Annotated in this window: 3 protein-coding genes; 1 reads left to right on the top strand and 2 read right to left on the bottom strand. The window is 52.0% G+C overall.

What is annotated here, in order from left to right; genetic code table 11:
- On the bottom strand, positions 1-1,170 hold a 1,170-nt coding region (locus ACFQ14_RS11825), incomplete at its 3' end, for a CAP domain-containing protein (protein WP_377212936.1).
- 240 nt (positions 1,171-1,410) lie between these two features.
- Between ACFQ14_RS11825 and ACFQ14_RS11820 the strand changes: the two genes are divergently transcribed.
- Positions 1,411-5,334 carry a capsular polysaccharide export protein, LipB/KpsS family gene (locus ACFQ14_RS11820; RefSeq protein WP_377212935.1) on the top strand — a complete coding sequence of 1,308 codons (3,924 nt, stop codon included), beginning with the start codon at positions 1,411-1,413 and terminating at the stop codon, positions 5,332-5,334.
- 7 nt (positions 5,335-5,341) lie between these two features.
- Here ACFQ14_RS11820 and ACFQ14_RS11815 read toward each other — a convergent pair whose 3' ends face one another.
- Positions 5,342-6,361, bottom strand: a complete 1,020-nt coding sequence (locus ACFQ14_RS11815; protein WP_377212934.1) for a GDP-mannose 4,6-dehydratase — start codon at positions 6,359-6,361, stop codon at positions 5,342-5,344.
- Positions 6,362-6,390: the final 29 nt, after the last annotated feature.

The raw sequence follows: 6,390 nt of genomic DNA, 5'->3' as shown, positions 1-6,390 counted from the left end.
GCTGGACAGACCATCAACGAACACGCGGTCGTAGCCTTCCTCGGACAGTTCAACCACAACATCGCCTGCGTCTTCGACATGGTATTGATCGTTACCAGAGCCGCCCAAGAGGGTGTCACCGTCGCTCCCACCACGCAGAACGTCCGCGCCTTCTTCGCCGTGGAGTGTATCCGCTCCTTGGCCGCCTGAAACATCGTCATCGCCAGCACCCGCAAAATAGGTATCATCGCCAGCGAGCAAATCGATCACATCGGCAAGCGCTGTGCCGTTAAAAACATCGGCTTGGGCGGTTGGGACGTTGGGTTGTGACGCGAGATCAATGAAGAGATCCAACTTTTGGTTCTGGGAACCCATCACCACGGCTTCCGTTACAGCGCTCGTGATGCCGCCCCCGGAAAAGGTGACTTGATAGCTGCCGGCAGGGACGACAATCTGATAACCGCCAGAGTCCCAAGTCGTTGTTGTGTAAGTGGACCCACCACCCGAAATGGTTACAGTGACTCCACCCAAGCCTTCACCAATATCATAAAACTCGTCTTGATCGAGATCATTCGCCACGACACCAACGAGTTGGTCTTGGTAGCCACGTCTGTTTGCCAGATTTTGAGTAACAACCCACGGACCCACTCCGGTTGCAGGGTCGTTTTCGGCGACCACACCCAGACCAATTTCGTTGAAACTTGAACTGATCAGACTGTCGCGATGACCTGCCGGATCTTGAATGCCATCACCGCGGGATTGCCAGTCGCTTCTAAGCGTGCTGTCGTTGAAGTCTACGTCGTCATAGCCCCAATCAATTATGAAGCCTGCGTGGCCATAAAGCATGTCGTCGGTGAAGGCGAAGATGTTTTCACCATAGGTGTTGTAGTTATAGCCAGCCGCAGCAATGCGCTGCCCTGCGTCCGGGCCGCCCGGCAAAGTGTGAGCCTGGGTATCGGCTGAAATCATATCGTTGGAATGGCCTTCCGCTGCATTGGCAAGGTTGGCATTCCAAGCCAAAACATGGGTGGGTTGGAGCGCGGAAAGTTGCGCTTCAAAGGCGGAAAGATCGACGCCAAAATAGGAAACTGCGCTTGCAACACCGGAATCATAAGCCTGCCCATTGGCGTCAATCAGCCGGTTATATTCGCCATTGGGATCGAGGCGGAATGCGTTTATGAGTTCGAGCATAAACTGCTCTTGATTGCTTGGCGTGGTCATGTTTTCCCTGCAGATATCCGTTGAACGCTTTGTACCGATTCACCCTCACGACAGTTTTCGCCAGAATGGTGGCGGAAATGTCGTACATCGATTGTGATTTCTAGCCGACTTGCGATAAATTATTCGCAAATGTGATAGATAGAATTGAAATAATTGACGAAACGCGCCGCTCATTGATACGAGCGATATCCGCAGCCCTAAGGCCAATCCATGAAATTTTCCGACATTTCTCAAAAAGCAACACGAAAAGCACGGCGCCTCTACCACCAGCCGGATAGTTGGCGCGATGAAATGCAGTTTGTGCGTCGCTGGGCGAAATTGGAACCGGGCGCAGAAGATTACCTGCAATTTATGGGCCGCAATTGGCAGCACGCACCTGACAAGCCCGTCATATTTTTATGGAAGATCAATCCATGGAAACGCCGACATCTGGTGGACTATCTGCCAGAATACCGCGTTGCCTTTGTGCGCTTTGATACTGGACCACAAACTGTTTTTGACAGACGACCAGATCTTTTCGAAGGCGAATGGAAACTGGGAATTTGGGGCAATGATGTTCCGAAATCGCTCAGCAGTTTTGCTGAACAATACAAAAAGAATCTGGTGCGTATCGAGGATGGATTCCTAAGATCAATGGGTTCTGGCGTAAAGCACACGCGGGCTCATTCGCTGGTGTTTGACGACAACGGTCTATACTACGACGCTCTCGGCAAATCGGACGTACAAAAGCTCATCGCCGAGACGGATTTGAGTGCGGACCCCGATCTCGCAAAGAATGCGCGGGACGGTCTTTTGCTCATGCGTGCCGCGCGGTTGAGCAAATACTACACTTATTTCAGTGATGAGCCGGTTGAACTGGAAGACGCCGAAGGGCGCGAGAGGGTTCTTATTGTCGGCCAGGTAGAGAACGACGCGTCCATTCGATATGGCAGCTTGGAACGGCCCAACCTGCTGCAGCGGCTAACAAATAAAAATTTTTCCAACCAACAGCTTGTTGAAACAGCGAGCGATAAGTTTGCCAACGCTCAGCTTCATTTCCGTCCCCATCCAGACGTGGGTAGCAGACAATCGAAAAAAATTGCTGATGCGCTACCGTCGCAGTCGCTGATTGTCCATTCGCCGAACGCTCCTCTCGCTGATCTTACCAGCCAGATGGACCGCATTTTTACGCAGACATCGTTGAGCGGTTTTGAAGCGCTTATTCAGGGAAAGAAGGTGACTGTTGCTGGCGCACCATTTTACGCCGGCCACGGACTGACCGATGATCTGCAACAAATTCCGGAACGCACTGGAAAAGACGTTTCGTTGGAAACTCTGTTTGCAGCCGTTTATCTGCGCTATCCGCGCTACGTTCATCCAGTCAGCAATGGCTTGAGCAATTTCTTTGAAGTTGCCGGACATTTCATCGTCGAACAGGTAAAGCACCTTGACCCTCGCGAGATCCCTGAAAACTGGCTTGACCTAGAGAAACTCCGCTCAATTGAAGAGACACTGCCAAGTGCTGTTCGAGTGCTGCTGTATCTCAATACATGCCCCGATTCAGCTTCCGCTACGGTAGATCAAATTATGCAGCGCGTGGATGACGCGACGCTGCTGCACAATTTCGCTCAAATCGTTGATCTTCTGGTCGGCACTTTCAACTACGACGCACTACTGGCGGTAACAAACCGTGCACTGGATCAACTTGAAGCTAATGACGAGATCATTTTGCACGATCCGATGCTCACAGATTCTGTTCTGTCGGCAGTCACTTTCGCTCAGGCAAACCTGAATGGTCGGGTTTGCCGCGATATTCCTGATCTGATCGACAAACTGGTGGAAAGCTACTCAGAGGAAGGTGGCAATGCGAGCGCTATCCATTCCTATGCACGCGCACTTTCAAACAATCTACACTATAACCCCTTGGTTGATTTGATGAATGCGCTGTCATCGGTCGAAAAGACAGATCCCGCGCTCTATCATCGGCTCTGCACAATCATCCGATCCAATCCAACTAGGAGCGAACGCGATCACAGCCGTCGCCGGGGACTTCAGGTGCGTTGTGCCGAACTGCTGAAAGAGCATCTGGCTGCAAAATATCCCAGTCGTTACGACATGTTTTTGAACGCCGCTCTTGTAGGTGTGGCAACCGATAGCGTCAGCGAAACCCAGAAGGGTTATGACCTGTTGATCGGGTCATTCGCCAATAACGAATTTAATTTGCAGAGCAAATCGATCGAAAGCTGGGGCCATCTTGCAAAACGTAGCGGCCATTTTTATCAGATTTTCGATTTTTTCGTGAAGCGTGGGCAGTTTGAGCAAGCGAAGAAAATGCTTGCTGAGCACTTCTTCCATAAGTCAGCAAAAACAACGACCGACCAAAAAGCGCGTTTGGAGACGGCCTGGATTGCGCTGCACGCTGCGAAGGCGGACCATCTGGGAGTGATAAAGGCTTACTCGACTGCGTCGCCGATGACGCAAAAAGATAGTCGGGCAATCATGCGCTACGCCAAGGCTTTGCGTGCGATTGGAGAATTTGCGGAAGCGAAACGAACGCTCAATCTAAGACTTCAAAACGTCGTAGAACCGGCCAAGCGCAAGTCGCTGAAAGACGAAATCGCAAAGATTGATTTCATTCGCCAGACAAGTCGCATCCTGAAAAGCTATCCGCAGCCTGTGGTGCCAAAAGGCGTTGTTTTTCTGGCGTCGCAATCTTGTTTCAACACGTTGGCGATGATGACGCCGGCGCTCTATGCGCTGAAGAAAAAAGGGTACGCGGTTGTAAATTTGCTGGAAGGCATGGTGGAGCACGATCCAACGGGTATCGAGTATATTGACCGCTTCGCTGGCTCCATCCCCTCCACGCTCTATCATCACCAACTTGACCACGACTGGGAGATCAATTGGGACGAGCGAACGGTGGAAGCCGAGGGTATCAATTTCTATCAGGGTTTCTACGAACGCATGTCGACCCGTGTGCGCAAGTACGAAGTCGATATCAACGAAGATGCGGCCAATCGCGATTTCAGTGTTTATCTGAAACGCGCCGATACATGTCTTTCGGTATGCGAAGACATTTTCCGCGAGGTCGTTCAGCGTAAAATCAATGTGGTCATGGTCAGCGGCAACGCCCATGTCGTGCCGTTCTCGGTGTTTCGAGACTTTGCCCGTGCAAAGGACGATCCACACTTGTCATTCATCAACTGCAATGTGGCTTACGAGAGTTACTTCTCTAACCTTGGCTCGAAATATGCATCGACGATGTGCGTAACCGATATGACCCTGCACAAGGATCGCCGTGCGCCGTTTATGGCATTGCCAGAGAAATTCGAGACCTGGTATGCGCAAAACCGTAGTGACAGCGATTTGAAACAACGCGCGGACGACATGATCAAGGTCAACCGCAATTCATCCTCCAGCAACGAGACCGAACTGGAGATTGTTGATTGGCTCAAGTCAGAACGTGCTGCTGGCAAAAAGGTCGTCTGTGCGTTCGGCAAAGTACCGGTCGATCTTAACGTGCCTTATGATGGCGGCCCTGCCCATAAGGATATGAAAGACTGGCTCAATCACACGGTCCAATCGGTCGCCGGGGCAGACGATGTAATATTGCTGATAAAGCCCCACCCCCACGAATTGCGGCCAGAGATCGCTCTCGATCTGATCGATTTCTTCGCCGATCTGATTGAAGTGGATATTCCAGATAATGTTCGCGTCCTGGGGCATCGTGACATCAATGTTCACGCGTTGGCCCCGCATCTCGATCTGGCTCTTTTGTGGAACGGTTCCAGCAGCCTTGAACTTACTGCTTTGGGCATTCCGGTTCTTATGGCTTCATGGTTTGGAAAGCATGACTATCCGGTCGATCTCATTTACCCGGAATCGCGTGATCAATATCGCTCGTATCTTCGAGCGGGAAAGTTCAAGAAGCCATCAAAGGAGTTGCGAAACCGCTCGGCGTTTCTCATTTCCTATCTGGGCACCCCAGACGTCTCTATCCTCAACGAATATTCATTGCGGCAATTGACCAACGACCGCGTCGGCGTTCCACAATGGCGGTGGGAGCAAGTGAACGATCTGCTTCAAAATGGCGACGACCGCATGGACTTAGTTGCGGATCGGATGATCGAGAAGTTCACGGGCATTTCGCGTTAATCGAAAGTCAGCGGGAGTTTTGCAAGAACCAATCGGCGGTTTTTGACAAACCTTCTTGTAGGCTGGTGCGCGCTTCCCAACCCAGATCACGCTTGGCCTTGGCGACATCAGAAAAATTGCGTTGAACATCGCCCACCCGCGTTTGGGCGTGGTTAACGGTAACGCCCTCGACGCCTTGATCTTTCAAGACCGATGCAAGGATGTTGGCGATTTCATTCACCGTGGTCTCGCGATGAGTGGCTATTTGATAAATCTCGCCTGCATGCGTGCGTGCCTGACGGGCAGCGAGCGCAATAGCCTCGCATAAGTCTTCAACGTAGACAAAATCGCGTGTTGCTGTGCCGTCACCGTATATCTCAAGCGGCAACCCCTCGAGTGCGCGCAACAGAAAACGCGCCACAACGCTTTCGGTATGGTTACAGTGGATTCCGTAGACATTGCCAAAACGTAAAATCGAAGTCGGCACGTCAAAGCAATTTGCATAGGCCTGACAATATCCTTCACCCGCCAGCTTGCTCGCCCCGTAAGGAGACGCAGGATTGGGGGGCGTCTCTTCCGTTATCGGCTGAGCAGCGGCACCCAATGGTGCGCTCGATGAAGCAAAGACAAACGCCTCGACAGGATGTGTTCGGCACTGTTCAAGCATCGTGAGCACGCCCAACACATTGTGCTGACAATCCGTTAGGGGGTCTTCAACTGACCGGGTAACACTGGTCGATGCGGCCAGATGAACAACATGGGTTGACCCTTGCATCGCTCTGCCAACTGCCAGTGCATCACGAACATCGCCTTGCCAAACACCGATTAAGCCAGAGCCCCAGTCCGCTCCTTCTTCGGCCGCTTGCGTAACGTGCTTTAAGTCGTCGAGTGAGCCTGCGGAGTGATTGTCATAGACACGAATGCTGCCGAGAGGAACGCCTTGGCCCAGCAAGAGGCTGATCAAATTGCGGCCGATGAAACCGCAGCCACCTGTGATGAACCAGCGCTCCCCGTCTGATCGATGCGAAGCGCCGTTTGAAACTGACATGGCAGGACCACCGATTGCGTAAGTGCTCC

The sequence above is a fragment of the Pseudahrensia aquimaris genome (assembly GCF_042676045.1).
GTDB classification, from domain to species: domain Bacteria; phylum Pseudomonadota; class Alphaproteobacteria; order Rhizobiales; family Rhizobiaceae; genus Pseudahrensia; species Pseudahrensia aquimaris.
This window is presented reverse-complemented; position numbering and strand designations above follow the sequence as displayed.